23 protein-coding genes are annotated in these 25,889 nt (G+C 72.2%); 3 read left to right on the forward strand and 20 right to left on the reverse strand.

Going from position 1 to position 25,889, the window contains the following annotated elements:
• Positions 1 to 450: 450 nt before the first annotated feature.
• The 15 genes from tyrS to infC form a co-directional block, all read right to left on the reverse strand.
• A complete protein-coding gene (gene tyrS, locus DEJ32_RS08065) occupies positions 451 to 1,764 on the reverse strand; it encodes a tyrosine--tRNA ligase (protein ID WP_110900905.1) in 1,314 nt (437 codons plus the stop codon).
• Positions 1,765 to 1,796: 32 nt separating this feature from the next.
• A complete protein-coding gene (locus DEJ32_RS08070; protein ID WP_309146427.1) occupies positions 1,797 to 2,495 on the reverse strand; it encodes a DNA-3-methyladenine glycosylase in 699 nt (232 codons plus the stop codon).
• A 3-nt stretch (positions 2,496 to 2,498) separates the two neighbouring features.
• Positions 2,499 to 3,968, reverse strand: a complete 1,470-nt coding sequence (gene argH, locus DEJ32_RS08075) for an argininosuccinate lyase (protein ID WP_110900906.1) — start codon at positions 3,966 to 3,968, stop codon at positions 2,499 to 2,501.
• Between the two features lie 148 nt (positions 3,969 to 4,116).
• On the reverse strand, positions 4,117 to 5,313 hold the full coding sequence (locus DEJ32_RS08080; protein WP_110900907.1) for an argininosuccinate synthase: 1,197 nt from the start codon (positions 5,311 to 5,313) through the stop codon (positions 4,117 to 4,119).
• Between the two features lie 27 nt (positions 5,314 to 5,340).
• Positions 5,341 to 6,336 (reverse strand): ornithine carbamoyltransferase, encoded by a 996-nt coding sequence (gene argF / locus DEJ32_RS08085; RefSeq protein WP_110900908.1) that lies wholly within the window; start codon positions 6,334 to 6,336, stop codon positions 5,341 to 5,343.
• A complete protein-coding gene (locus DEJ32_RS08090; protein WP_110900909.1) occupies positions 6,333 to 7,559 on the reverse strand; it encodes an acetylornithine transaminase in 1,227 nt (408 codons plus the stop codon). The genes argF and DEJ32_RS08090 overlap by 4 nt, the downstream gene beginning before the upstream one ends.
• Positions 7,556 to 8,632, reverse strand: coding sequence for an acetylglutamate kinase (argB, locus tag DEJ32_RS08095; RefSeq protein WP_258367615.1), 1,077 nt, complete (start codon positions 8,630 to 8,632; stop codon positions 7,556 to 7,558). Before argB ends, DEJ32_RS08090 begins: the two co-directional genes overlap by 4 nt.
• Entirely contained in the window at positions 8,632 to 9,792 is a 1,161-nt protein-coding gene (argJ, locus tag DEJ32_RS08100; protein WP_110900991.1) for a bifunctional glutamate N-acetyltransferase/amino-acid acetyltransferase ArgJ, read from the reverse strand. The genes argB and argJ overlap by 1 nt, the downstream gene beginning before the upstream one ends.
• Before the next feature lie 56 nt (positions 9,793 to 9,848).
• Positions 9,849 to 10,946 (reverse strand): N-acetyl-gamma-glutamyl-phosphate reductase, encoded by a 1,098-nt coding sequence (locus DEJ32_RS08105; RefSeq protein ID WP_110891005.1) that lies wholly within the window; start codon positions 10,944 to 10,946, stop codon positions 9,849 to 9,851.
• A 73-nt stretch (positions 10,947 to 11,019) separates the two neighbouring features.
• Positions 11,020 to 13,512, reverse strand: coding sequence for a phenylalanine--tRNA ligase subunit beta (gene pheT / locus DEJ32_RS08110; protein WP_110900910.1), 2,493 nt, complete (start codon positions 13,510 to 13,512; stop codon positions 11,020 to 11,022).
• The gene (pheS, locus tag DEJ32_RS08115; protein WP_110824424.1) at positions 13,512 to 14,552 is read right to left on the reverse strand and encodes a phenylalanine--tRNA ligase subunit alpha; all 1,041 of its coding nucleotides are present in this window, start codon (positions 14,550 to 14,552) and stop codon (positions 13,512 to 13,514) included. The genes pheT and pheS overlap by 1 nt, the downstream gene beginning before the upstream one ends.
• A gap of 60 nt (positions 14,553 to 14,612) precedes the next feature.
• Complete coding sequence (locus DEJ32_RS08120) at positions 14,613 to 15,470, reverse strand: RNA methyltransferase (protein WP_110900911.1); 858 nt, start codon at positions 15,468 to 15,470, stop codon at positions 14,613 to 14,615.
• A gap of 86 nt (positions 15,471 to 15,556) precedes the next feature.
• The gene (rplT, locus tag DEJ32_RS08125; RefSeq protein WP_110824044.1) at positions 15,557 to 15,940 is read right to left on the reverse strand and encodes a 50S ribosomal protein L20; all 384 of its coding nucleotides are present in this window, start codon (positions 15,938 to 15,940) and stop codon (positions 15,557 to 15,559) included.
• A 29-nt stretch (positions 15,941 to 15,969) separates the two neighbouring features.
• On the reverse strand, positions 15,970 to 16,164 hold the full coding sequence (gene rpmI / locus DEJ32_RS08130) for a 50S ribosomal protein L35 (RefSeq protein ID WP_110824045.1): 195 nt from the start codon (positions 16,162 to 16,164) through the stop codon (positions 15,970 to 15,972).
• Between the two features lie 60 nt (positions 16,165 to 16,224).
• Positions 16,225 to 16,896 (reverse strand): translation initiation factor IF-3, encoded by a 672-nt coding sequence (gene infC, locus DEJ32_RS08135; RefSeq protein ID WP_110824046.1) that lies wholly within the window; start codon positions 16,894 to 16,896, stop codon positions 16,225 to 16,227.
• 280 nt (positions 16,897 to 17,176) lie between these two features.
• Between infC and DEJ32_RS08140 the strand changes: the two genes are divergently transcribed.
• Entirely contained in the window at positions 17,177 to 17,557 is a 381-nt protein-coding gene (locus DEJ32_RS08140) for a DUF1844 domain-containing protein (RefSeq protein WP_110824047.1), read from the forward strand.
• 106 nt (positions 17,558 to 17,663) lie between these two features.
• Here DEJ32_RS08140 and DEJ32_RS08145 read toward each other — a convergent pair whose 3' ends face one another.
• Positions 17,664 to 18,983, reverse strand: a complete 1,320-nt coding sequence (locus tag DEJ32_RS08145; protein WP_110900912.1) for a phosphotransferase — start codon at positions 18,981 to 18,983, stop codon at positions 17,664 to 17,666.
• Positions 18,984 to 19,120: 137 nt separating this feature from the next.
• Between DEJ32_RS08145 and DEJ32_RS08150 the strand changes: the two genes are divergently transcribed.
• Complete coding sequence (locus DEJ32_RS08150; RefSeq protein WP_110900913.1) at positions 19,121 to 20,992, forward strand: glycoside hydrolase family 2 protein; 1,872 nt, start codon at positions 19,121 to 19,123, stop codon at positions 20,990 to 20,992.
• A 121-nt stretch (positions 20,993 to 21,113) separates the two neighbouring features.
• Here the strand turns inward: DEJ32_RS08150 and DEJ32_RS08155 are convergent, their stop codons facing one another.
• Entirely contained in the window at positions 21,114 to 21,965 is an 852-nt protein-coding gene (locus tag DEJ32_RS08155; RefSeq protein WP_110900914.1) for an alpha/beta fold hydrolase, read from the reverse strand.
• Positions 21,966 to 22,136: 171 nt separating this feature from the next.
• Here DEJ32_RS08155 and DEJ32_RS08160 point away from each other — a divergent pair, with 171 nt between their 5' ends.
• Entirely contained in the window at positions 22,137 to 23,333 is a 1,197-nt protein-coding gene (locus DEJ32_RS08160) for a hypothetical protein (protein ID WP_258368943.1), read from the forward strand.
• A 42-nt stretch (positions 23,334 to 23,375) separates the two neighbouring features.
• Here DEJ32_RS08160 and DEJ32_RS08165 read toward each other — a convergent pair whose 3' ends face one another.
• From DEJ32_RS08165 to DEJ32_RS08175, 3 genes are all read right to left on the reverse strand, one after another.
• Positions 23,376 to 24,176 carry a CPBP family intramembrane glutamic endopeptidase gene (locus tag DEJ32_RS08165; protein WP_110900915.1) on the reverse strand — a complete coding sequence of 267 codons (801 nt, stop codon included), beginning with the start codon at positions 24,174 to 24,176 and terminating at the stop codon, positions 23,376 to 23,378.
• 84 nt (positions 24,177 to 24,260) lie between these two features.
• Positions 24,261 to 25,331: an amidase domain-containing protein gene (locus DEJ32_RS08170; protein ID WP_110900916.1), complete on the reverse strand. Its 1,071-nt coding sequence runs from the start codon at positions 25,329 to 25,331 to the stop codon at positions 24,261 to 24,263.
• A 92-nt stretch (positions 25,332 to 25,423) separates the two neighbouring features.
• Positions 25,424 to 25,846: a VOC family protein gene (locus DEJ32_RS08175; protein ID WP_110824053.1), complete on the reverse strand. Its 423-nt coding sequence runs from the start codon at positions 25,844 to 25,846 to the stop codon at positions 25,424 to 25,426.
• Positions 25,847 to 25,889: the final 43 nt, after the last annotated feature.

The raw sequence follows: 25,889 nt of genomic DNA on the forward strand, positions 1-25,889 counted from the left end.
TGTGCACGCTGTTGAGTTCTCAAGGACCAGACGCACTCCCCACTCCACACCACCAGGATGCTTCGCCAGAGAGGCTGTCGCTCTCGATCCCACCGATGTCGTCGAACCCGCCAACACAAACCGTGCAGTCAGATCCAGTGGCTCATCCCGAAGGAGAGGCCCGGTGGAGTAGTCATCCTAAGCGTCGAAGCGACCCAGCACAAGGCCAGATCTGAACTCCAGTGGAGGATGGTCCCGCTTGAGGGCCGACGTGCTCTGGGCTTCCGCTCCAGCCGCTCCGCCGCACCTTTGGGGTGACGAGGGATTACTTTACGCAGCCCCCACACCCACCACCAACCCACCCCACATCCCGGGCGTGTCGCACCATGCAACACCGGTGCCGCTCCCCGGGACGCCGAACGCCCGGCCCCTCTCGGGACCGGGCGTCGGGAGTGGTCGGGACCGGCTGCGTCAGCCGAGCGTGACGCCGGCCAGCGTCTTCTTCCCGCGACGGAGGACGAGCACGCCACCCGGCATGGCCAGGGACGCCAGCGTCGCGGCCGCGTCCTCGGCACGCTCGTTGTTGACGTAGACGCCACCCTGGCCGACCGCACGCCGTGCTTCACCGAGGGACTTGACGAGTCCGGTCTCCACGAGGGCTCGCGCCACATCGGCGTCCCCGCCCAGCGACACCGTCCCGGGCAGCTCGGCGATCGCGGCGCGCAGGGTGTCGGCGTCGAGCGCGGTCAGGTCGCCGTTCCCGAACAGCGCTGCCGACGCGTCGATCGCGGCCTGTGTCGCGGCCTCCCCGTGGACCAGTGCGGTGACCTCGAAGGCCAGGGTGCGCTGGGCCTCCCGGCGGAACGGCTCGTCGGCGACGGCCTGCTCGAGGCGATCCACCTCGGCGCGGGACAGGAACGTGAACTCGCGCAGGCGCGCGACCACGTCGGCGTCCGCCGTGTTGAGCCAGAACTGGTAGAAGGCGTACGGCGAGGTCATCGTGCCGTCGAGCCAGATCGCGTTGCCCTCGCTCTTGCCGAACTTCGTGCCGTCCGAGTTCGTGATGAGCGGCGTCCCCAGCGCGTGCGCGGACACACCCTCGGTCCGACGGATGAGTTCCGTGCCCGAGGTGAGGTTGCCCCACTGGTCGGAGCCACCGGTCTGCAGCGTGCACCCGTACTGGCGGTAGAGCTCGCGGAAGTCCAGGCCCTGCAGGATCTGGTAGCTGAACTCGGTGTAGCTGATGCCGGCGTCCGAGTTCAGCCGGGCGGCGACGGCGTCCTTCTTGAGCATCGAGTTGACGCGGAAGTACTTGCCGATGTCACGCAGGAAGTCGATCGCGGACAGCGGCGCGGTCCAGTCCAGGTTGTTCACCAGCCGGACGCCGTTGTCACCGTCGGCGCTGAGGAACCGGGACACCTGGCCCTGCAGCCGTCCCACCCACTCCTCGACGGTCTCGCGGGTGTTGAGCGTGCGCTCGGCCGTGGGACGCGGGTCCCCGATGAGACCGGTCGACCCGCCGACGAGCGCGAGCGGCTTGTGCCCGGCCAGCTGCAGTCGACGCATGGTCAGCAGCTGGAGCAGGTTCCCGCAGTGCAGCGACGGGGCGGTCGGGTCGAACCCGCAGTAGTAGGTCACCGGTCCGGCGTCGAGGGCCTCTTGCAGTGCGGTCTCGTCGGTGGAGACGTGCACCAGACCACGCCAGCGCAGTTCGTCCCACACCGAGGCGAAGGTGGGGTCGTTCTGCTGGCGCGTCAGGACGTCGGGATCGGTATCGCTGGACACCCCGTCATCGTACCGGCGCGCTCGGCGCCCCCTCAGCCGATGGCGCCCTTGTGCCGGCGGTACGCCGACACGGTCGGGTCGCCCGGCAGCCAGAACCGCCACGGGAACGCCGCTCCCCCGGCCACCCCGCCCACGCCGGTCCGTGGACCGCTCGCGACCAGGCCGCCGGACAGGAGGTCGTCGACGACCTGCGCCACCGGGGCGGAGGCGAGCCGGGCCTCCAGGGCGGGAGCCAACCGGAGCGTGTACGGACCGGAACCGTCGAGGACCGAGGTGCCGTCGTCCGCACCGAGGACCGCGCCGAGCGCGACGCCGAGGTTCCCCGGTCCGCGCGCGAGCGCCACGTCGGCCACGGTTGGTCCGCGACGCTCGCGGGCGACGTCCGTGCCCGCCACCACCGCAGCCCCGCGGAGCAGGGACCCGGACGACTGGCCGGCGGGGCCGCTCACGACGTTCACGCACGTGTGGATTCCGTACGACCGGTAGGCGTACAGCGTCCCGGGCGGACCGAACAGGTGCCGGTTGCGCGGTGTCATGCCGCGGTGTCCGTGCGAACCCGGGTCGACCGCGCCCGAGTAGGCCTCGACCTCGGTGATCCGCAGGGTCACGCCCTTGCCCGTGATCGTCGCGCCGAGGAGCGCTGGTGCGCACACCGGCGCGGGCTCGCGCAGCAGCGCGAGCAGCGCATCCGACGGCGTCGGCGTCGGCGTCGGCGTCGGCTCAGGGGACACGGTTCACCGGGTGAAGGGCGTCCCGGCCGCGATCTCCCGGACGGACCGGGTCAGGGCGGCGAGTTGCTCGGCGACCCGCTCGGGTGCCGTGCCGCCGACGCCCCGACGGGACGCGACGCTGCCCTCGATCGTGAGGACCGTGCGGACCTCCGGGGTGAGGTGCTCCGAGACCGCGGCGTACTCCGCGTCCGTCGGGTCGTCGAGGTCGATGCCGCGCTCCTCGCAGTACCGGACGAGCGCGCCCGAGACCTCGTGCGCGTCACGGAACGGGACACCCTGTCGGACCAGCCACTCCGCGACGTCGGTCGCCAGGGAGAACCCCTGCGGTGCGAGCTCCGCCATCCGGGCGGTGTCGAAGGACAGGGTCGCGATCATGCCGGTGAACGCGGGGAGCAGGACCTCGAGCGTCGCGACCGAGTCGAAGACGGGCTCCTTGTCCTCCTGCAGGTCGCGGTTGTACGCGAGCGGCAGGCCCTTGAGGGTGGCGAGGAGGCCGGTCAGGTTGCCGATCAGCCGACCGGACTTGCCGCGTGCGAGCTCGGCGATGTCCGGGTTCTTCTTCTGCGGCATGATGCTCGACCCGGTCGAGAAGCCGTCGTGGAGCCGGACGAAGCCGAACTCCTTCGTGTTCCAGAGGATGACCTCCTCCGCCAGGCGGGAGACGTCGATGCCGATCTGGGCGAGGACGAAGGCGAACTCGGCGACGACGTCGCGAGCGGCGGTCGCGTCGATCGAGTTGTCGGCGGGCCGGTCGAAGCCCAGCTCCTGCGCGATGGCGGCCGGGTCGAGTCCGAGCGAGCTGCCCGCCAGCGCACCGGCGCCGTAGGGGCTGACGCTCGCGCGGCCCGCCCAGTCGCGGAGCCGCTCGAGGTCCCGCACGAGGGGCCAGGCGTGCGCGAGCAGGTGGTGCGCGAGCAGGACCGGCTGCGCGTGCTGCAGGTGCGTCCGGCCGGGCATGATGGCGCCCTCGTGTTCAGATGCCTGCTGGCTGATCGCGTCGACGAGGTCGATGACCATCCGGCCGATCCGACGGCCGTGGTCGAGCATGTGCATCCGGCCGAGGGTCGCGATCTGGTCATTGCGGCTGCGGCCGGCGCGGAGCTTCCCGCCCAGCTCCGGGCCGACGTCGGCGATGAGCAGGCGCTCGAGTGCGCCGTGCACGTCCTCGTCGGACTCGTCCGGCTGCAGGGAGCCGTCGGCGTGCGCGTCCTCGAGCCGGTCGAGGCCGGCGAGCATCCGCTCGAGTTCGTCGGCCGTCAGGTACCCCGCCACCTGCAGCGCCCGGGCGTGCGCGCGGGAGCCGGCGATGTCGTAGGGCGCCAGCTGCCAGTCGAAGTGCGTCGACTTCGACAGGGCGGCGAGTTCCGCGCTCGGACCGTCCGCGAACCGGCCACCCCACAGGGCGCCCGTGTTCGTCGCGTCGGTCTTGCTGCTGCTGTCGTCCGGCCGGGAGGCTCGGGGGGCGTCCGTCATGAGGGTCCTGCGTCGTCTCGGGTCGGGTCGGGGGTCGGAGCGGTCCGGGCGGTGCGCCTGCCGGACCGGCGGCGACGGGACGGGCGCGTGACGCGCCTCCCGTCCGGCGAGGACGGCGGGACCGACCGGTCCCGCCGCCCTCGGTCGGTCAGTTCGCCAGGTCGCGGCGGGCGGAGATCTTGCTCGGCAGCGACCACAGTTCGATGAAGCCCTTGGAGAGCGACTGGTCGAACGTGTCACCGGTGTCGTACGTGGCGAGGTCGAAGTCGTAGAGGCTCTGCTCGGAGCGACGACCGGTCACCGTGGCACGACCGCCGTGGAGCTGCATGCGGATGTCGCCGGACACGTACTCCTGCGTCGAGTCGATGAAGGCGTCGAGGCTGCGCTTCAGGCCACCGAACCACAGGCCGTCGTAGACCAGGTCGGCCCACTCCGACTCGACACCGCGCTTGTAGCGGTTGACGTCGCGCTCGAGGGTCAGGCTCTCGAGCTCCTCGTGCGCGGCGATGAGCGCCATCGCGGCCGGGGCCTCGTAGACCTCGCGCGACTTGATGCCGACCAGGCGGTCCTCGACGACGTCGATGCGGCCGACGCCGTGCTTGCCGGCGAGGGCGTTGAGTTCCTGCACGACGCGCAGGACGCTGAAGCGCTGACCGTCGATCGCGACCGGCACACCCTGCTCGAACGTGATCGTGACCTCGTCGGCCTCACGGTCGACGGCGGGGTCCTGCGTGTACGCGTACAGGTCCTCGATCGGGGCGTTCCACGGGTCCTCGAGGAACCCGGTCTCCACCGCGCGACCCCATACGTTCTGGTCGATCGAGTACGGCGACTTCTTGCTCTGCAGGATCGGCAGGTCGTGCTCCTGCGCGTAGACGATCGCCTTGTCACGGGTCAGCGCGAGGTCACGGACCGGGGCGACGCTCGTCAGGTCGGGGGCGATCGCGGCCACGGCGGCCTCGAAGCGCACCTGGTCGTTGCCCTTGCCGGTGCAGCCGTGCGCGACGCTGTCCGCGCCGAGCTGCTTCGCCGTGGTGGCGAGGTGCTTCGCGATGAGCGGCCGGCTCAGCGCCGAGACGAGGGGGTAGCGCTTCTGGTAGAGCGCGTTGGCCTTGAGGGCCGGGACGAGGTAGTCGTCCGCGAACTCGTCCTTCGCGTCGATGACGACCGACTCCACCGCGCCGCAGTCGAGCGCGCGCTGACGGATGGCGTCCATCTCCTCGCCGCCCTGGCCGACGTCGACGGCCAGCGCCACGACCTCCTTGCCGGTGGCGTCCTTGAGCCAACCGATCCCGACGGAGGTGTCGAGCCCTCCTGAGTACGCGAGTACGACGCGGTCTGCCATGGGTTCTCTCCTGTGTGGTGGTGGTTGTCAGTTGCCGGGGGTCGCCACGTCTGCGGCGGTCGCCCCGTCTGCGGCGGTCGCCCCGTCTGCGGCGGTCGGGGCGTTGGCGGCGAGGAGCCAGGCGAGCAGGGCCTTCTGGGCGTGCAGGCGGTTCTCCGCCTCGTCCCAGATGATGCTGCGCGGTCCGTCGATGACCTCGGCGGTGACCTCGTAGCCGCGGTCGGCGGGCAGGCAGTGCATGAACACGGCGTCGTCCGCGGCGTGCGCGAGCAGGTCGTCGTCGACGCGGTACCCGGCGAAGGTGGCGAGCCGCTGCTGCTTCTCGTCCTCCTTGCCCATCGAGACCCAGGTGTCGGTCACGACGACGTCGGCACCCGCCACCGCGGCGACCGGGTCGGTCACGACGAGCACGGACCCGCCGGTCTCGGCGGCGCGGTGCTCCGCGTCCGTCACGACCTGCGGTGCGGGCGAGAACTCGACCGGTGACGCGACACGCACGTGCATCCCGGCCGTCGCGCAGGCGAGCAGGTACGACTGCGCCATGTTGCTCGCGCCGTCGCCGACGAACGCGATGGTCTGCCCGGCCAACGCGCCGCGGTGCTCGCGGATGGTGAGCAGGTCGGCGAGGAGCTGGCACGGGTGGAAGTCGTCGGACAGCGCGTTGACGACCGGCACCGTGGTGCTCGCCGCCATCTCCTCGAGCCCGGCCTGGCCGTAGGTGCGCCAGACGATCGCCGACACCATGCGCTCGAGCACGCGGGCGGTGTCGGTCGGGGTCTCCTTGCCGCCGAGCTGGCTGTTCGCGGTCGAGATGATGAGCGGGCTGCCGCCGAGGTCGCTGATGCCGACGTGGAAGGACACCCGGGTGCGGGTGGACGACTTGTCGAAGATCACGGCGACGCTCTGCGGACCGGCGAGGGGCTTGGCGCCCCACCGGTCGCGCTTCATCTCGACGGCGAGGTCGAGGATCGCGGACTGCTCGGCCTGCGTGAGGTCGTCGTCCCGGAGGAAGTGGCGGGTCATGCGGAGGTCTCCTCGTCGGCGCCCTCGACGGCCGCCATGCTCTGGGCGAGGATCGCGAGGAACGCGTCGATCTCGGCGTCGGACACGATGAGCGGCGGCGCGATGCGCAGGCTCGACTCGTTCGGTGCGTTGATGATGAGGCCGCGCTCGAGCGCGGCGGCCGAGACCGCGGCGGCGACCGGGCGACGGAGGCCGACACCGATGAGCAGGCCGCTCCCCCGGACCTCCTCCACCAGGTCGGAGCCGAGTGCGGTGATCCCGGTGCGGATGCGCTCACCCTTGACGACCGCACCGGCCACCAGGTCCGCGCGCTCGATCTCGGCGAGCACCGCGTTCGCGACGCGGGTGCCGAGCGGGTTGCCGCCGAAGGTCGAGCCGTGCTGGCCCGCCGAGAACAGGTCGGACGCCCACCCGAAGGTCACGAGCGCCCCGATCGGGAAGCCACCGGCGATGCCCTTGGCCACCGTGATCGCGTCCGGGACCACGCCCGTGTTCTGGAAGGCGAACCAGGCGCCGGTGCGGCCGATGCCGGTCTGGATCTCGTCGAGGACGAGCAGTGCGCCGTGCCGCTCGGTCAGGGCCCGCGCGGCCTGCAGGAAGCCCTCGGGCAGGTCGACGACGCCGGCCTCGCCCTTGATCGGCTCGAGGATGAGCGCCGCGACGGTGTCGTCGATCGAGCGCTCGAGGGCCTCGATCGACGTCTCGATGTGCTCGACGCCCGGGATCATCGGCAGGAAGTCCTGCTGGAGGGCGGGCTTGCCGGTGAGCGCGAGCGCGCCCATGGTGCGGCCGTGGAACGCCTGCTGCAGCGCGAGGGTCTTCGTCTTGCGCCCGTCCGCGCCGCGGTTCAGCCGAGCCAGCTTGAACGCCGCCTCGTTGGCCTCCGCGCCGGAGTTGCCGAAGTACACGCGGCCCGCGTCGCCCGCGCCGGAGATCCGCTTGAGGCGTTCGGCGAGCTCGAGCTGCGGCGGCGTCGCGAAGTAGTTCGACACGTGCACGAGCTTCGCTGCCTGGTCGCTGATCGCCTCGACGAGCGCCGGGTGGGCGTGGCCGAGCGAGTTCACCGCGATGCCGGCGAGGAAGTCGAGGTACTCGTTGCCGTCGACGTCCCACACCCGGCAGCCCTCGCCGCGCTCGAGCATGATCTTCGGCGGGGTCAGGGATCGCATGAGCGACGCCCCGAACCGGTCGTTCCAGGTCTCGGTCTGCGTCTCGGTGCTCACCGTGCTGTGCCCTTCTCGTCGTCGTGCGGAGTCGTGGAGTCGTCGTCGCGTCGGGCGACGTGCTGGCCGCCCGGGACGTCGTCGTGGCCGCTGCCCGGGGCGTGGACCGCCGCGCGTCGGCCGATCTCGGCGTGGGTGTTCTGGTTCTCGGTCCGGCGACTCGGGTCCGGGATGACCTCGGTGCCGGCGCCGCGGAGGGTGAAGACCTCGAGCAGGATCGAGTGCGGGATGCGGCCGTCGATGATGGTCGCACCACCGACGCCGCCGACCACGGCGTCGAGGCACGCGGTCATCTTCGGGATCATCCCGGACTCGAGCGACGGCAGCAGCTGGCGGAGTTCCTCGACCGCGATGAGGTCGATGATCGAGTCGCGGTCCGGCCAGTTGCGGTACAGCCCGGGCACGTCGGTGAGCATCATCAGCTTCGACGCGTTCAGCGCGATCGCGAGTGCGGCCGCCGCGGCGTCGGCGTTCACGTTGAGCGCCTGGTCCGGGTGGGCGTCGTCGATCGCGATGCTCGACACCACCGGGATGCGGTCGGCACGGATCGCGGCGAGGACCCCGGACGGGTCGACGTGGGTGATGTCGCCGACGTGGCCGAGGTCGAAGTGCTCGCCGTCGACGACGACGCCCTTCTTCTCGCCGGTGAACAGCGACCCGCCGTCGCCGAACACCCCGACGCCGAGGCCGTCGCCGTGCTCGTCGATGAGGTCGACGATCTCGCGGTTCACCTCGCCGGCCAGGACGTCGCGGACGACCGTGATCGCCTCGGTCGTCGTGACGCGGTAGCCGCCGCGGAACTCGGACTGGATGCCCTGCTCCTTCAGCGCCGCGGAGATCTGCGGACCGCCCCCGTGCACGACGACCGGGTGCAGGCCGGCGTACCGGAGGTAGACCATGTCCTCGGCGAACGCCCGCTTGAGGTCGTCATTCACCATCGCGTTGCCGCCGAACTTGACGACGACGATCTTGCCCGAGAACCGCTTCAACCACGGCAGGGACTCGATGAGGGTCGCGGCCTTGACGGTCGCGAGCTCGTGCTCTTCTTCCTTCGAGAGGTCCGCGTCGCTCATCAGCTGGAGTACGCGCTGTTCTCGTGGACGTAGTCGTGCGTCAGGTCGTTCGTCAGGATCGTCGCCGCGGCCGTGCCGACCCCGAGGTCGATGAGCACGTGCGTGTCCCGCGGGCTGAGGTCGACGTCGTCGCTCGGCTGGTCCGGGGCACCGGCGTGGCACACCCGCACCCCGTTCATCGACACGTCGACCGCGTACGGGTCGAACTCGGCGTCGGTCGTCCCGATCGCGGCGAGCACCCGCCCCCAGTTGGGGTCGTTGCCGAAGACCGCCGCCTTGAACAGGTTGTTGCGGGCGACGCTCCGGCCGACCGTCACGGCCTCGTCCTCGCTGACCGCGCCGACGACCTCGATCGTGATGTCGTGCGCTGCGCCCTCGGCGTCCTGCTGGAGCTGGCGGGCGAGGTCGGCGCAGACGCCGGTCAGGGCCTGCTGGAAGGTCTCGGCGTCGGGGGTCGTGCCCGAAGCACCGGAGGCCATGAGCACGACGGTGTCGTTCGTGGACATGCACCCGTCGGAGTCGACGCGGTCGAAGGTCACGCGGGTCGCCGCGCGCAGGGCCCGGTCGAGCTCGTCCGCGGGCAGTGCCGCGTCGGTGGTGATCACCACGAGCATCGTCGCGAGGCCGGGTGCGAGCATGCCCGCGCCCTTCGCCATCCCGCCGACCGTCCAGCCGTCGACCGAGACGACGGACTGCTTGGGCTTCGTGTCGGTGGTCATGATGGCAGCCGCGGCGTCGGGTCCGCCGGCACCGTCGAGGGCGTCGGCGGCGAGCGTCACGCCGCGGAGCACGCCGTCACGGAAGGTCTGGTCGCCCCTGCCGATGAGCCCGGTGGAACACACGACGACGTCACCCGCTCCGATGCCCAGCGCGTCGCCGACCGCCTCCGCGGTGAGGTGGGTCGTCTGGAAGCCGAAGGGACCCGTGAAGCAGTTCGCGCCTCCCGAATTGAGGACGACGGCACGGGCGATGCCGTCGCCGACCACCTGGCGGGACCAGATGACCGGGTGCGCCTGCGCACGGTTCGTGGTGAAGACGGCCGCCACGGCGTCCGAGGGGCCGTCGTTGACGACGAGCGCCACGTCCGGCTTGCCACTCGTCTTCAGGCCGGCGGTGACGCCGGCGGCACGGAAGCCGGCGGCGGCGGTGACGCCCTGCAGGGCGCCGTCGGTCGCCGGGAGGCCCGTGGTCGCGTCGGCGCTGTCGTTGCGGTCGGTCACGGGGCGACTCCGTCCACGCTGAGGCCCAGGGTCTCGGGGAGCCCGAGCGCGATGTTCGCGGACTGCACGGCGGCACCGCCGGTCCCCTTGGCGAGGTTGTCGAGTGCGGAGACGGCGACCACCCGGCCGGCGGCCTCGTCGACTGCGATGCCCACGAGGGCGGTGTTCGCCCCGATGGTGTCGGCCACCCGGGGGAAGACGCCCTCGGGCAGCAGGTGCACGAAGGGCTCGTCGGCGTAGGCCTGCTCCCAGGCGAGCCGGACGTCGTGCGCGGTCACCCCGGGGGCGAGCCGAGCCGTCGTGGTCGCGAGGATGCCGCGGGCCATCGGCACGAGGACGGGCGTGAACGAGACCCGGACGTCCGACGCACCGGCCACGCGGAGGTTCTGCTGGATCTCCGGGACGTGGCGGTGCTTCCCGCCCACGGCGTACGCGCTGGCGGACCCCATGATCTCCGCCGCCAGGTAGGTGGACTCGAGCTTCTTGCCGGCACCGCTCGGTCCGACGCTGAGGACCGCGACGATGTCGTCCGACTCGACGAGGCCGGCCTGCACCCCGGGCTGGATGCCGAGCGTGACCGCGGTGACGTTGCACCCGGGGACGGCGATCCGCTTGGTGGCCGCCAGTTCGGTGCGCTGTCGGCCCTGCGGCACGATGTCGTCGACGTCCCGCCACTCGTCCGCGGCACCGGGGGCGGGCGGCGCGTGCAGGAGCTCGGGCAGCCCGTAGGTCCAGGCGCCGTGGTACTCGCCGCCGTAGAACGCGGCCCACGCGGCCTCGTCCGTCAGCCGGTGGTCGGCGCCGCAGTCCACGACGAGCGTGTCCGCGTCGAGCTCCGCCGTGATCGCGCCGGACTGGCCGTGCGGCAGGGCGAGGAACACCACGTCGTGCCCACGGAGGTTCTCCGGGGTCGTCTCCACGAGGGTCAGGTGCGCGAGCGACCGCAGGTGCGGCTGCGTCGCGATGAGCGGCTGTCCGGCGTTCGAGAACGCCGTCACCGTCCGCACGTCGAACTCGGGATGAGCGGAGAGGATGCGCAGCAACTCGCCACCCGCGTAGCCGCTGGCACCAGCCACGGCGACGGATACGGACATGGGTTCCACCTTTGGTCGGACTGTTCGTCGAGGGAGTCGGAGGCGGCGACCCCGGGCGGTGATCCGTCGTGGATCAGTCGCGCAGGGTCGCCCCGAATCGCTCGCCGGCACGTCGGACAGCGCCGTCACGGGCCTCGGAGGCCTCGGCAGCGGTCAGCGTGCGGTCCGTGGCGCGGAAGCGCAGCGCGAACGTCAGGGACTTCTGTCCCTCGTCCAGGCCGGCGCCGCGGTAGTCGTCCACGAGCCGAGCATACTCCAACAGCTCCCCGGCACCAGCGCGCACCTCGGCGAGGACGTCGCCGGCCGGGGTCGCGACGTCGACCACGAGGGAGAGGTCCTGCGTCGCCGCCGGGTAGGAGACGATCGCCGCGACCTCGACGACGTCCGGCGCCGCGGCCACGAGGGCGTCGAGGTCGAGTTCGACGACCGCGACCACCCGGGGCAGGTCGGCGTCCGCCGCCAGCTCCGGGAGCAGCTCGCCGGCGACGCCGACGACGGTGTCGCCGACCCGGAGCGACGCCGCACGACCGGGGTGCAGCGAGGGGTGGGTCGTCTGCGCCACGGTGAGCTCGACCCCGACCGCCCAGGCGACGGTCCGCGCGACGTCGAGGGCGTCGGCGATGCCGAACGGTTCCGCGACGACGCCCGGCTGCTTCACGACCGCGTTGCCGAGCAGGAGCGCGCTCAGGTGGAACGGCTGCGCGGGCAGGGCGGCGTCGAGCGCGGCGAGGGTCTCGGGTGTCGGACGCTGCGCGCCGACCGGTACCTCCGCGGTCCCGAGCGCGACACCCTGCTCGGGCAGGAAGACACGGGACGTCTCGTACACGGCGAGGTCGACGAGTCCGCGCGACACGTTGCGACGCGCCACGTCGACGAGGGCCGGCACGCCGCTGCGGCGGAGGTGGTCCTGCGCGCTGTCGAGCGCGTTCGCGAGCACGACGCTCGGTCCGCCGGCGGCGTCGATGCCCGGGTACGCGGCAGCGGTCGCGGCGGAGACGAACGGAGCGGTCACGACCTCGGTGAGCCCGGCGGCGGCGAGGGCTGCCGCGACCCGACGGCGGGCCTGCTGGTGCAGCGTGAGACCACGGCCGGGAGGCGCGACGGGCAGCACGCTCGGGATCCGGTCGTAGCCGACGATGCGGGCGATCTCCTCGACCAGGGAGACGTCGTCCACCAGGTCGGGGCGCCAGGTCGGCGGCGTGACGGCGAGCACGTCGCCGTCGACCTCCACCGTGGCGCCGATCGCCCGGAGCGTGTCGAGGACCTCGGCGTCGGTGTAGGCGACACCGATGAGCTCGGCGGCCCGACCGGCGCGCATCGCGACGGTCGGACGGGGGCGGTCGTCGACCAGGGTCGACCCGAGCAGGTCCGGCGTACCGCCGGCGAGGTCGACGAGGAGCTCGACGGCCCGGTTCGCCGCGGCCTCGGCGACGAGCGGGTCGACGCCGCGCTCGAACCGGCGCGAGGCCTCGCTGGGCAGCTTGTGTCGCCGGGCGGAGCGGGCGATCGACACCTGGTCGAAGCCGGCGGCCTCGATGAGGACGTCGGTGGTCGCCGCGGTGATCTCGGTCCGGGCACCGCCCATGACGCCCGCGAGACCGACGGCGCCGGCGTCGTCCGCGATGACGAGGTCCTCGGCGTCGAGCGTGCGTTCGACGTCGTCGAGGGTGGTCAGGCGCTCCCCGGGGGTGGCCCGACGGACGGTCAGGCCGCCCTGCAGCGTCGCGAGGTCGTACCCGTGCAACGGCTGCCCGAGTTCGAACATGACGTAGTTCGTGATGTCGACGGGCAGCGAGATCGAACGCACGCCGGCCAGGGTCAGGCGGGCGACCATCCACGCCGGGGTCGGCCGGGTCGCGTCGATGCCGCGGACGACCCGGGTGACGAAGGTGTGCGCGCCGACACGACCACGGATCGGGGCGGCGTCGTCCACGGTCACCGTGAAGCCGTCGCCGGTGCGCGGCAGGACCCGGTCGACCGGGTCGGAGAAGGTCGCACCGGTGGCGTGCGCGTACTCACGGGCGACGCCGCGCATGCTCATGGCGTAGCCGCGGTCCGGCGTCACGTTGATCTCGACCGCGGCGTCGTCGAGGCCGAGCAGCGCGATCGCGTCCGCCCCGACCTCGGGCTCCATGCCGAGGTCGGCGAAGCGCAGGATGCCGTCGTGCTCGTCGCCGAGGCCGAGCTCCCGTGCGGAGGCGATCATGCCGTCCGACACGTGGCCGTACGTCTTCCGGGCCGCGATCGGGAACGGACCGGGGAGCACGGCGCCGGGCAGGGTCACGACGACGAGGTCGCCGACGTCGAAGTTGTGGGCACCGCACACGATGCCGCGGGGCTCGGACTCGCCGACGTCCACCTGGCACCAGTTGATGGTCTTGCCGTTCTTCTGCGGCTCGGGCACGCGCTCGAGCACCCGACCGACCACGACGGGCCCGGTCAGGTCGAAGGTGTGCACGGACTCCTCCTCGAACCCGACCGACACCAGGGCGGCGTGGACGTGCTCGAGCGAGACGTCGTCGGGCAGGTCGACGGACTCGCCGAGCCAGCGGAGTGGGACGCGCATCAGACCACCGTTCCGAACTGCTGCGAGAAGCGGATGTCGCCCTCGAGGAAGTCACGCATGTCGTTCAGGCCGTTGCGGAACTGGAGCGTCCGCTCGATGCCCATACCGAAGGCGAAGCCCTGGTACTCGTCCGGGTCGATGCCCGCGGCGCGCAGGACGTTGGGGTTGACCATGCCGCAGCCACCCCACTCGACCCACCGCGCGCCGCCCTTGGCGTTCGGCTGCCAGACGTCCATCTCGGCGCTCGGCTCGGTGAACGGGAAGTAGTTGGGGCGGAGCCGGATCTGCGCTTCGGCCCCGAAGACCTGACGCGCGAAGTGCTCGAGCGTGCCGCGCAGGTGCGCCATCGTGAGGCCCTTGTCGATCGCGATGCCCTCGACCTGGGTGAAGACGGGCAGGTGCGTGGCGTCGAGCTCGTCGGCGCGGTACACACGACCCGGCGCGATCACGTAGAGCGGGAGCGCACGCGTGAGCAGGGAGCGGATCTGCACCGGCGAGGTGTGCGTCCGCATGAGCAGGTGCCGGTCGACCGGCTCGACGAAGACGGTGTCGGCCATCGCCCGGGCCGGGTGGTCCTGGTCGAAGTTCAGGGCGTCGAAGTTGAACCACTCGTGCTCGAGCTCCGGCCCCTCCGCGACCTCCCACCCCATGCCGACGAAGACGTCGGCCACGGTCTCGTTGAGGAGCGAGAGCGGGTGGCGCGAGCCCGGCGTCCGGCGGGACGGCAGCGCGGTCACGTCGACACGCTCCGACTCGAGCCGCGCACGTTCCTCGGCCTCGGCCAGCACGGACTCCTGCGCGGCGACCACCTGGGCCACCTGCCCGCGGGCCTGTCCGACGAGCTTGCCCGCCGCGGCCTTCTGCTCCGGCGGGACACTGCGCATCGACGCGTTCATCCGGGCGAGCGTCGACTGCTCACCGGTGTGCTCGGCACGGGCCTGCTTCAGCTCCGCGACGGTGGTCGTGGCGCGGACGGCGGCGAGGGCCGCGTCCACGGCGTCGGCGACCGCCGATTCGCTGATCTCGAGAGGTTCTGACACGAGACCCAAGCCTACCGGCCGTCGGGATACCGCCGTCCTGCACCAGGCGGACGGTCGCCGTCAGTCCGTGGCTGTGGAGGGACGGGTCCGCTGTGCGAACGCGCTCTCGTAGAGGCACACCGACGCCGCGCTCGCGAGGTTCATCGACTCGGCCCGCCCGTAGATCGGCACCTTGACCGCGCGGTCGACGAGCGCCAGGTCCTCCGCCGTCAGTCCGCGGGCCTCGTTGCCGAACACCCACACGGTCGGTCCGTCGAGCATGCCGTCGGCGCGGACGTCCGGCAGGTCGTCGCCGGAGACGTCGGCGGCCAGGATCGTGTAGCCGAGCCCGCGGGCACGCTCGACCGCGTCGGCCAGGGTCACCCCGACGGAGACCGGGACGTGGAACAGCGACCCCGTGGTCGAGCGCACGACCTTCGGGTTGTACGGGTCGACACTGCGTCCGGTCAGCACCACGGCGTCCGCGCCGGCGGAGTCGGCGGCCCGGATGATCGTGCCGGCGTTCCCCGGGTCGCGGACCTCCTCGAGGATCGCGACCAGTCCGGGCAGGGCGTCCGACGCGTCGGCGTCGACGCGGGCCTCCGCGCGGGCGTCGGGGAAGACGTCCTTCACGGACGTCGGGAACTGCTGGCACACGGCGACGACGCCCTGCGGCGTGACGGTGTCCGCCATCGCGTCGAGCACCTGCTCGGTGACGAACCACGTGTCCACGGGAGCGTCGTCCAGCCCGTGGCGCGCCGCAGCGGTCGGGGTGACGTACAGCTCACGGAGGAGCTCGGGGCGGTACTCGATCGCCTCGCGCACCGCCTGCGGCCCTTCGAGCAGGAACAGCCCGGTCTCGGCGCGGACGTCCTTCTTGGCCAGGGCGGCCACGGCCTTGACACGGCCGGCACGGGGGTTCTCGAGGAGATCGCTCACGTGCTCAGTCTAGGAACGACCCGACCCCGGGAACGACGGGACCCCCACTCCGACGGAGTGGGGGTCCCGGTGCACGGTGACGTGGCTCAGGCTGCCTTCGGCGCCGAGGTGTCGGCCGGCAGGGCCTTCTTGGCGGTCTCGACGAGCGCCGCGAACGTCTCGGCGTTGTTCACCGCGAGGTCCGCGAGGATGCGACGGTCGACCTCGACGCCGGCCAGGTTGAGACCCTGGATGAGGCGGTTGTAGGTCAGGCCGTTCGCACGCGACGCGGCGTTGATGCGCTGGATCCACAGGCGACGGAACTCGCCCTTCTTCGCGTGACGGTCCCGGTACGCGTAGACGAGGGAGTGGGTGACCTGCTCCTTCGCCTTGCGGTACAGGCGCGAACGCTGGCCGCGGTAGCCCTCGGCGCGCTCGAGGATGACGCGGCGCTTCTTGGCGGCGTTGACCGCTCTCTTCACTCTTGCCATTGATCTGTTCCTTTACGTTCCGGGACGGCTCAGTGGCCGAGGAGCTTCTTGACGGCCTTGACGTCGGCCTTGGCGAGGACCTGGTCCTCGTTGAGGCGGGCCTTGCGCTTGGCGGACTTGACCTCGAGGTTGTGGCGCATACCGGCCTGCTGCTTCATGATCTTGCCGCTGCCGGTGACCTTGAAGCGCTTCTTCGACCCGGAGTGGGTCTTCTGCTTGGGCATCGTGTGCCTTTCCGTGGGGTGGATGGGGGCCGCGCGAGCGCGGGATCGGTCTGGGAGGACCTATTCGGCCGAGGAGTCGGCCGGAGCTGCTGCGGCGGTCCCGGACGTGGTCTCGTCCGCCGGCTTGGTCTTCGCGGAGTGCTCGGAGGCCTTGCGCTCCGCCTTCTCGGCGGCACGCTTGGCGTTGAGCTCGCCCTTGACGTCCGACTTGTTCTTCAGCGGCGCGATGATCATCGTCATGTTGCGGCCGTCCTGGGTCGGACGCGACTCGACGACGCCGAACTCGGCGATCTCCTCCGCGAACTTCTGGAGGAGTCGGACACCCTGCTCGGGACGCGACTGCTCGCGACCGCGGAAGAGGATCATCGCCTTCACCTTGTCGCCACCGAGGAGGAACCCCTCGGCACGCTTGCGCTTCGTCTCGTAGTCGTGCACGTCGATCTTCAGGCGGAAGCGGACCTCTTTCAGGTCGGTGTTGACCTGGTTGCGGCGGGCTTCCTTGGCCTTCTGAGCGGCTTCGTACTTGAACTTGCCGTAGTCCATGATCTTGGCGACGGGCGGCTTCGAGTTCGGCGCGACCTCGACCAGATCCAGCTCGGCTTCCTGCGCGAGGCGCAGTGCGACGGCGATGGGGACAACGCCGACCTGCTCGCCCTGGGGACCGACGAGTCGGACCTCGGGGACGCGGATTCGGTCGTTGGTACGGGGATCGGTGATGCGGAGCTCCTTCAATCAGGTGGTGGCCGTCCGGGGCGTGTGCCCGGGACGACGGCACGAGAGAGGAGATCTGACGCACGGATCGCAGATCCGTTCGGCAGCCGCCCGACGCCGACCCTTGCGGTCCGGCCGACCGGGGCCCACGTCGTGAGCACCGGCGGAGCGGTGGTGACCCGGTAGCCTTGGTGCAGCCACGGGTGGGAGGAACTCCTCTTTCGTGACACCGTCCTGACTCCCGGAAGGATCCGGGCGCGCGGACAGCGTCTGCCGTCGGCCAGTCTAGCAGAGGAGCACCGTGACCGACACCCCGAGCAACCAGGCCCCCGGATCCGACGAGGACGGGCTCGACGGCGCGGGCGATGCCGCCAGGGACATCTCCGAGGTCCCCGCGATCGAGCTCGTCAACACCGTGGCCGTCCACCTGCTCAGTGCCGCCGCCGTCAAGGTCGGCCTGGCGGACGACCCCGAGCGACAGACCGACCTGGACGAGGCCCGCAAGCTCATCACCTCGCTCGCCGGCCTGGTCACCGCTGCGGCCACCGAGATCGGCGACCAGCACGCCCGTCCGCTGCGCGACGGGCTGCGCTCCGTGCAGCTCGCGTTCCGCGAGGCCTCGGCCATCCCGGACGCGCCGGGCAAGGGGCCGGGCGAGAAGTACACCGGTCCCGTCAACTAGCCCCGGACCTCCCCGGTCGGACCCGGGCACGGACGCGGACGGACCGGACGCGGACGGACGGGAGGCCCGTGGCGGTGTCGCCACGGGCCTCCCGTCCGGTGTGCGGTCAGCCCGCCGAGCGTGCGACCAGTCGGTCCACGGCCGCGACCGGGATCCCGACCCACGTCGGACGGTTGCGCGCCTCGTACACGACCTCGTACACGGCCTTGTCGAGCTCGAACGCGTCGAGCAGCGCCCGGTGCGCGCGCAGGTCCGCACCGCTGCCCCGCGCGTAGCCGTCGAGGAAGGCGTTCCGCGCCTCCTGCGCCCAGTCGCCGGTGTCCACGGGATCGTCGTCGTGTGCGAGCGCACCCGCGACGTAGTCGAACGAGCGCAGCATGCCGGCGACGTCCCGGAGTGCGACGTCCGGACGCGAGCGTTCGGGCATCGGGCGGAGCGGCTCGCCCTCGAAGTCGAGGAACACCCAGCCGCGGGGCTCCGGGGCCGACAGGACCTGCCCGAGGTGCAGGTCACCGTGGATGCGCTGCATGGTCGGCCACGGCACGGACGCCGCACGGTCGTACACGCGGGCGACGGCGGCGGCGTGGTCGGCGACCTGCGGCACCTCGGCCGCGGCGGTCTCGAGTCGGCGGCGCATGGTCGCGACGGCCTCGTCCACCTGCTCCGGGCCGGCGGTCGCGGTCGGCATGGCGTCGGCGAGGACGGTGTGCACCTCGGCGAGGGCCGCACCGAGGCGGTCCGCGGCGCTCGCGAAGGACTCGCCGCCACGGGCCGCGGTCAGGGCCACGCGCCAGGCGTCCTCGAGGCCGGGCAGGAACTCCTGCGCGAAGGCCAGGTGGCCGTGTGCGGTGCCGCCCGGCTGCCCGTCGTCCGGCCACTCCCCGGCGAGCGCGCCGAAGGTCCGGGGCACACGCTCGGACCCGGCCGCCGAGAGCGCCCGCTGCGTGGTCACGTCGGGGTTGGCGCCGTCGTGCAGCACACGGAAGACCTTCGTGATGACCTGGCCGCTCTCCTCGGTCCCGCAGATCACCGAGGTGTTCGACTGCTCGCCGCTGAGGACACGGGCGTCGGTGACGGGGCCGATGTGGTCGCCGTCGGCCTCGATGCGTCCGAGCAACCAGCGTGCGTAGGCGACGTCGTGCGGGCCGTCGTAGACGTGTGCGCCGTCGACCTCGGCCACGAGGGCGTGCGCGAGCTCGGGGACGGGCGTCTGCCGGATCGTGAGCGGCACCTGGTACAGGACCGGTCCGGTCGGGGCGTCGTCGAGCACGTAGAGGGTGCGGATGCGGGCGTCGGCGGTGTCGTCGCTGTCCTCGGCGAGGACGCGGACCCGCGGGGTCCCGCCCTTCGCCGCGTACCAGCGTTGGTCGGCCATCCAGCCGGCGACGGCTGTCTCGAGGGGGTCGGCGTGCACGGCGTCGGTCATGTCGGGGACGGTACCCGTCGCGGCTGCACCGGTCCGGGGGTTCGGCCACTCCGTGCCGTCCGCCCGCCACTCCCGGGCGCTGTCCGGTCTGCCGACACCACCTTTACATCGATGTACCGCACGACCAGCATGGAGCCATGAACGCGTACCCCGGCAACGACGCCGCACCCGCACTCCCCGTCGCGACCCGCCAGGACGGCGAGTACCCGCGGCCGCAGATGATGCGGTCCCACTGGGCGGACCTCGACGGCACCTGGTCGTTCCGGAACACCGGGGACGACCCCTCGTGGCGGGACGGGTTCCCCGACGCCCGGGACATCGTCGTCCCGTTCCCGCCGGAGTCCGCGGCGTCCGGCATCGACGAGCCCGGGTTCCACCCCGTGGTCTGGTACGCGCGGACGATCACCGCCGCCGACCTCGCGGCCGCCGGCCACGGCGCCGACGCCCCGCGCCTCCTCCTGCACTTCGGCGCCGTGGACCACCGCGCACGCGTCTGGGTCGACGGCCGGTTCGTCGGCGACCACGAGGGCGGCCACACCCCGTTCACCCTCGACGTCACCGACGCCCTGACCGGCGACGGCACCGGCACCGACACCGGCACCGGCACCGACACCGACGACCACACGCTCGTCGTCCGCGCCGAGGACGACCCGCACGACCTCACCCAGCCCCGCGGCAAGCAGGACTGGCACGAGCAGCCGCACGACATCTGGTACCGCCGGACCACGGGGATCTGGCAGACCGTCTGGCTCGAGGCGGTCCCGAGCACGGCCGTCCGGTCCGTCCGGTGGACGAACGTCGACCACGAGACGATGCGGCTCACCGTCCGGCTGGCGGGCCCGCACCCGGCCGGGACGCGGCTCCGGGTCGAGGCGCACTGGGCGGAGCACGACGAGCACCTCGCCACGGTGGAGGTCGCCGTCCAGCCGACCGCGCACGAGGTCGACCTCGTCGTGCCGATCGCCCGGCAGGCGAACGGGCAGGCCGAGCAGGAGCTGCAGTGGAGCCCGGACGCACCGCACCTCGTCGACGCGGTGGTGTCCCTGGTGTCCGCCGACGGCGCGCCGCTCGACGCCGTGAGCTCGTACTTCGGCATCCGCACCACCGCGGTCGGCAGTGGCCGGTTCCTGCTCAACGACCGCAGCATCGACGTGCGCAGCGTGCTGAACCAGGGCTACTGGCCGGAGTCGCACCTGACCGCACCGACCCGCCAGGCCCTCCGCCGCGAGGTCGAGCTCATCAAGGAGCTCGGCTTCAACGCGGCGCGGAACCACCAGAAGATCGAGGACCCACGGTTCCTGTACTGGGCCGACCGGCTCGGCCTCATGGTCTGGGGCGAGGCACCCGGTGCGTACGCCTTCTCCCCCACGGCCGTGCAACGCCTGATGCGCGAGTGGATGGACGCGGTGGAGCGGGACGCCTCGCACCCCTCGGTCGTCACCTGGGTGCCGGCGAACGAGAGCTGGGGCGTGCAGCACATCGCCACGGACCCCGCGCAGCAGGCGTACGCCCGTGCCCTCGCGGACGTCACGCGGGCGCTCGACCCGACCCGGCCGGTGATCTCGAACGACGGGTGGGAGCACCCCGACTCGGACATCCTGTCGGTGCACGACTACGAGGGCGACGGGGAGCGGCTCGCCCGCACGTACGCCGACGACACCGCGCGGGCCCGGCTGCTCGCCGGCATCGGTCCGGCGGACCGTCCGATCCTGGTCGGTGGGGCGGTGGACCGCGGCCAGCCGGTGATGCTGACCGAGTTCGGCGGCGTGAACCACCAGCCGGGCGTGCAGCGCGACGACGCCTGGGGGTACACGACCGCGGCGGACGGCGACGACTGGATCGCCAGGATCACCGCCCTCTACGACGCGGTGCGCGCGAGCTCGTTCCTCGCCGGCAGCTGCTGGACCCAGCTCACCGACACGATGCAGGAGACGAACGGTCTGCTCAACGCGGACCGGAGCCCGAAGGAGCCGATCGAGCGGATCCGCCGGGCCGTGCTCGGCCGCTGACCGCGGCGGTCCGCCGAACGGGTGGCGGAACCGACGGGTGGCGGAACGGACGGGAGGCCCGTGACCAGTCGGTCACGGGCCTCCCGTCCGTCTGCCGGCACCGAGGCGCCGACGGACGCGACTACCCCGCGAGGAAGCGGAGCACCGCCTCGTTCCACTCGTCGCGGTGTGACGCGAGCACGCCGTGCGGGCCGCCCTCGATGACGTGCAGCTGCGCGTCCGGGATCGCCTCGGCGGTCCGCTTGCCGGACACCTCGAACGGCACGATGCCGTCGGCGTCGCCGTGGATGACGAGCGTCGGGACGTCGACCTTCGTCAGGTCGTCGCGGAAGTCGGTCGTCGCGAACGCCGCCGTGCAGTCGAGCGTGCCCTTCGGCGAGGCGAGCTCGGCGATCGCGAGGTCGTAGGCGCGCTGGTCCTCGCTCACGAGCGGCTTGTGGGTCAGCGACACCTTGCCGCCGGCGGTGTAGAACATGTCCACGAACTCGTGCAGGAACGCCGGGCGGTCGCCCGTGATGCCCGTCGCGAACCAGTCGGCGAGGTCCTGGTCGACGCCGCCCTCGGGGTTGTCGTCGGACTTCCACAGGTACGGCGGGACGGCGCTGGCGAAGACGAGCTTCGCGACCTTGCCGGTGCCGTAGGTCGACACGTAGCGGGCGAGCTCGCCGCCGCCCATCGAGAACCCGATGAGCGTGACGTCCGTCAGCCCGAGCTCCGTGATGAGCTTGTCGAGGTCCGCGGCGAACGTGTCGTAGTCGTACCCGTTCCACGGCTGCGAGGACTGACCGAACCCGCGGCGGTCGTAGGTGATGACGCGGTGCCCCGCGGCGACGAGGGCCGGGACCTGGCCCTCCCACGAGCGGCCCGACAGCGGCCAGCCGTGGATGAGGACGACGGGGTCACCCGTGCCGAAGTCGTCGTAGTGCAGGTCGATGTCGTGCCCGTTCTCGGCTCCGACGGTGATGAAGGGCATGCTGCCTCCGTGGTGGTGGTTTCCAGGGAACGACCGCGATGCAACGCCCGGCCTCTGGACGCGACCTGGCCGGTGCGGCGAACGGACAGCGGACCGTCTGCCAGGATCGGGCAGGTGACGGACCCGGCGGCGACGACCCGAGCCTCCCGGCGGGCCCGCGTGGGGCGGACGGTGACGGCCGTCCTGGAGGCCCGCCACAGCGGGTGGACGACTCCCCTCCTCCTGTGGCTGGCCTCGCGCATCGTCAGCACGGTGCTCCTCGGTTCGGTCTACTGGCTCGCGACGGCGAACGGGTGGCACTTCGCCTCGTACCGGCGTGACCCGTCGTTCGCCACCTTCTCGGGCTCGTGGGACGCGTCCTTCTACCGGACCATCGCCGAGCACGGGTACCCGCGCGACCTGCCCACCGACGGCGACGGGCACGTCCTCCCGAACCCGTGGGCGTTCCTGCCGCTGTTCCCCGGCGTCGTCCGGGTCCTCATGGCGCTGACGGGGTCGTCGTTCTGGGTGGCGGGGCTCGTCGTCGCCACCCTGTGCGGTGCCGGGGCGTGCGTGGTCCTGTTCCGCCTCGTCCTCGCGGTCGCGGACGCCCGACGTGCGCGGTGGGCGACCGCGTTCTTCGCGTTCGGCGCGACGGGCTTCCTGCTGCAGGTCGCGTACGCCGAGAGCATGTTCCTGGTCCTGCTCTTCGGCGCACTGCTCGCGCTCGTGCGCCGGCGGTACTGGCTGGTCGCCGTCCTCGGTGTGCTCGCGGCGGCCGCCCGCCCGGGGGTGCTGGCGCTCGCCGTCGCCCTCGCCGTGCACCTCGTCGTGCGGGAGGTCGCCGCCCGGCGTGCGGGAGGCGGCCGACCCGGCGGGGAGCCGTTCCGGTGGCGGGATCGCGGCGCGGTCGTCGCCGCAGGGCTCGTCGTCGCGGCGGCGGGGCTCGCGTGGCCCGTGGTCGCGAGCGCGGTGACCGGTCGTCCGGACGCGTACCTCGAGACGGAGTTGTCGTGGTGGGTCGGGTTCGTCGGCCGGCAGCACTTCGCACCGCTGACGCCGTGGTTCCTCATGGCGGGGACGTGGCTCGGGCCCGCGGGCATCGTGCTCGTGGTGCTCGTGCTCGCCGGGGCCGCGTGGTTGTCCTGCCGACGGGGCGTCCGCGCGCTCGGGCCCGACGTCCTCGGCTTCGCGGTCGCCTACGTGGCGTACCTGGTGGCGGTGTTCCTGCCGCAGCAGAGCCTGCCCCGACTGCTCATGCCGGTCGCGCCGCTGCTCGCCGCCGACACGTTCACCGCGACCCGGCGACGGGCGACCGGGTGGCTCGTGGTCGGCGTGTGCCTGCAGGCGGTCGCGGTCGTCCTGCTCTGGTTCCTCGGGTTCCCCTGAACCCGGGCACCGGCGCCCGACCACGGACGCGGGCCTCGTGCCTCAGGCGCCGGTGCCGGACCCGCGGCGCGGTCCCGGGGTGCGGAGTGCGACCACGAAGCCGATGACGGCTGCCACGGCCACCGCCAGGGTGGCCCCGGCGTTGAGCAGGAACGGCATCCCGTCGACCGTCTGGCTCCGGAAGCCGAGGAACGCGTCGTACAGCACGTGGAGCAACACGGCCCCGAGGAGCGACCCGGTGACCCGACGGGCGAGGTGACAGGCGGAACCGAGCAGGAACGTCGTGAGGACCTGGAACGCGCTGCCGTCCGCGTTGAAGGCGTGTGCCAGGGCGAAGGTCGCGGTGGCGACGAGCCACACCACCCACTCGGGCGCGACCCGGCGGAACCCCGCGACGAGGACCCCGCGGAAGACGAGCTCCTCGACGAGGGCCACGGCTAGCACACCGACGAGGAGCGCGCCGAGGTACCCACCGGCATCGGCCCGCAGGGGTGTCGTGAACGCGACGAGCGTCACCGCGGTGAACACGACGAGCACGCCGACACCCCACCACGACCGCGCGCGAGCGGGCTCGGCCAGGACGGACCGCCACCCGCCGAGCGCGGACACCACCACGACGAGGACCACCAGCACGACCCCGTCGCCCAGGGCCTGTCGGAGCAGTCCGGCCGTCGAGCCGAGCGGGTTGCCGCCTGCCCCGCCGAGCAGCGAGCCGACGACGAGCAACAGGACCGGCAGGAGCACGGCGAGCCCCGCGCTGACCACGGCGGCCACGACGTCGGACCGGACGCGGGCGGGGAAGGCCGGACCGCGGTCGGTCTCGCGGAGTGCAGGTGCGGGCACGGGATCCCCTCTCGTCGCGGTACGAGGACACCCGTGATGGTACCGACGCGCCGCACCCTCCGTGCCGTGCGGAGGTTCCGGTCCCTACGCCGCGATCGTGTGGAACCAGGCGGTGCCGCCCGGGTGCTGCACCGTGATCATCTCGTCGAGGTCACGGTACGGCCCGTCCTGGTTGTGGCTCGCCGACTTGATGCGGATCGTGCCGTCGGCCTCGGTGAACACCTCGGACACGATGGTCGTGTGGTCCGGCGAGCCGTTGCCGTTCCAGTCGAACATGACGATGTCGCCGACCGCGACGTGCTGGCGTTCGTCCGAGGTCCGGCGGGTGAGCCCGAACGTGGCCGCGTTCCGGTCGAGCCACGGGTCCATGGCCGGGCAGTAGGTCCACGTCGAGGAGTGCTCTGCACCGCCGGCCCGGTTGTACCAGTCGGCGCGCTGCTCCCAGCCGCGGGCCTCGAGCGTCTGGTTGACGTAGTTCGCGCAGTCCCCGCCGATGGGGTTCATCGTCCCGTACTCGGCGGTGTTGTAGTCGGCCCAGTGCCGCATGGCGTACTCGAGCTGGCGGTCGACCGCGGTCTGGGCCGCGTAGGCGACGGTCGTGGTGGCGACCGCGGTGCTCGCGTCCGGAGTGGCCGAGGCCGTGGGGGTCGGCGTGCTGGCGGCACCGTCCTGGGTGGCACCCACCTGGCCGTCGTTCGCCTGGCTGCCGTTGCCGTCCGAGGTCCGGTTCGCCGACGGGACCGGTTCCACGGGCTCGGTGAACAGCGCGACGTCGGCCGGCCCCGCGGTGTACATGGCCTGGTGCGGCGCCGTGAACGTGACCTTGCCCGCTCGGGCGACCACGTCCCGTGCGGCCACCCCGCCGACGGTGACGCCCTTGACGACGGCGAGCCCCGACCCGGTGACGGTCACGGTGACGCCGCCGGCGAGGGGCAGCTCCGCCGGCTCGACCGTCGTGGCCGAGGGGCGCGCACTCGCGGCTCCGGTCGACGACGAGCCCGACGACGTCCCGCCGGCCGGTGCCGCGCCGGACGACCCCGGCGTCGACGAGGACCGGAGCCCCGGCCCGTCCGCGGAGCAGGCCGCGGCGACGAGGCCGACACCGGTGATGCCGGCGAGGGACAGGAGGGTGCGGCGCGTGATCGGAGCAGTCATGACCGGACCAGGCTATGCGACGTCGTCCCGGGATCGGCCGACCGCACCGCCGGGAGCAGCGCGGGGTCAGGCAGCGGGGTCAGGCAGCGGGGTCAGGCAGCGGGAGCGCTGACGTTCACGAGCCAGGTGATCCCGAACCGGTCGGTGACCATGCCGAACTCGTCGCCCCACGGCGCCTGCGTGAGTGGTTCGAGCACCCTCCCGCCGACGGACAGGGCCGCGAAGTACCCGCGCAGGTCCTCGGCGTCGTCAGCGTCACCGGAGACGGACAGCGAGATGTTGTTCGTCTCCGACCGCCCCATCGACGCCGGGGTGTCCGACGCCATGAGCACGTACCCCCGCGTCGTCTCGAGCTGCCCGTGCATGACCTTGTCCGCGTCGGCCGGGTCCCCGTCGGCGCCCATCTCGGCGAAGGTACCGATCCGCAGCTCACCGCCGAACACCGACTGGTAGAACTCGAGCGCCTGTCGGGCGTCGTCCCGGAAGCCGAGGTAGGGGTTCAGTCGCGAGGTCATGATGGGCTCCTTCGTCCGTCGCCTCATCGTGACAGCCGACACG

Origin of the sequence: Curtobacterium sp. MCPF17_046 (assembly GCF_003224295.1) — a bacterium.
In the GTDB taxonomy this organism is placed as follows: Bacteria; Actinomycetota; Actinomycetes; order Actinomycetales; family Microbacteriaceae; genus Curtobacterium.